Origin of the sequence: Pseudoalteromonas sp. S558, from assembly GCF_005886635.1 — a bacterium.
GTDB lineage: Bacteria > Pseudomonadota > Gammaproteobacteria > Enterobacterales > Alteromonadaceae > Pseudoalteromonas > Pseudoalteromonas aliena.
Map to the genome: position 1 here is coordinate 1 of NZ_PNDU01000600.1, position 258 is coordinate 258.

Annotated in this window: 1 protein-coding gene; it reads right to left on the minus strand. The window is 41.5% G+C overall.

Annotated features, from left to right (window positions below; all coding sequences use genetic code 11):
- Positions 1-258: response regulator (locus tag CWB66_RS21595; RefSeq protein WP_138587015.1), on the minus strand; the 258-nt coding region annotated here is incomplete at both ends.

The following is a 258-nucleotide window of genomic DNA, read 5'->3' on the forward strand; positions in this document are numbered from 1 at the left end:
ATAGCGGGTATTTGGCGTTGCCAAATTTCACGCAGAGGTTTTATGAGAGTTATGCCGTCGCAATCACTCCCTAATTGATAATCCAGTAAAATAACATCGGGTGCCCCGTTTTGGTTCGCGTAAGCTAATTCATTATCCACGTTATCAAAAAGTGTGTAATTGGCCTTCCATTTTTGGAGTAAGCTTGCGATTGCTGCTAGGTTTTCAGGGTCGTCATCCACGGCAACTATATTAATTGCTTCACGATTTTCTATTAAG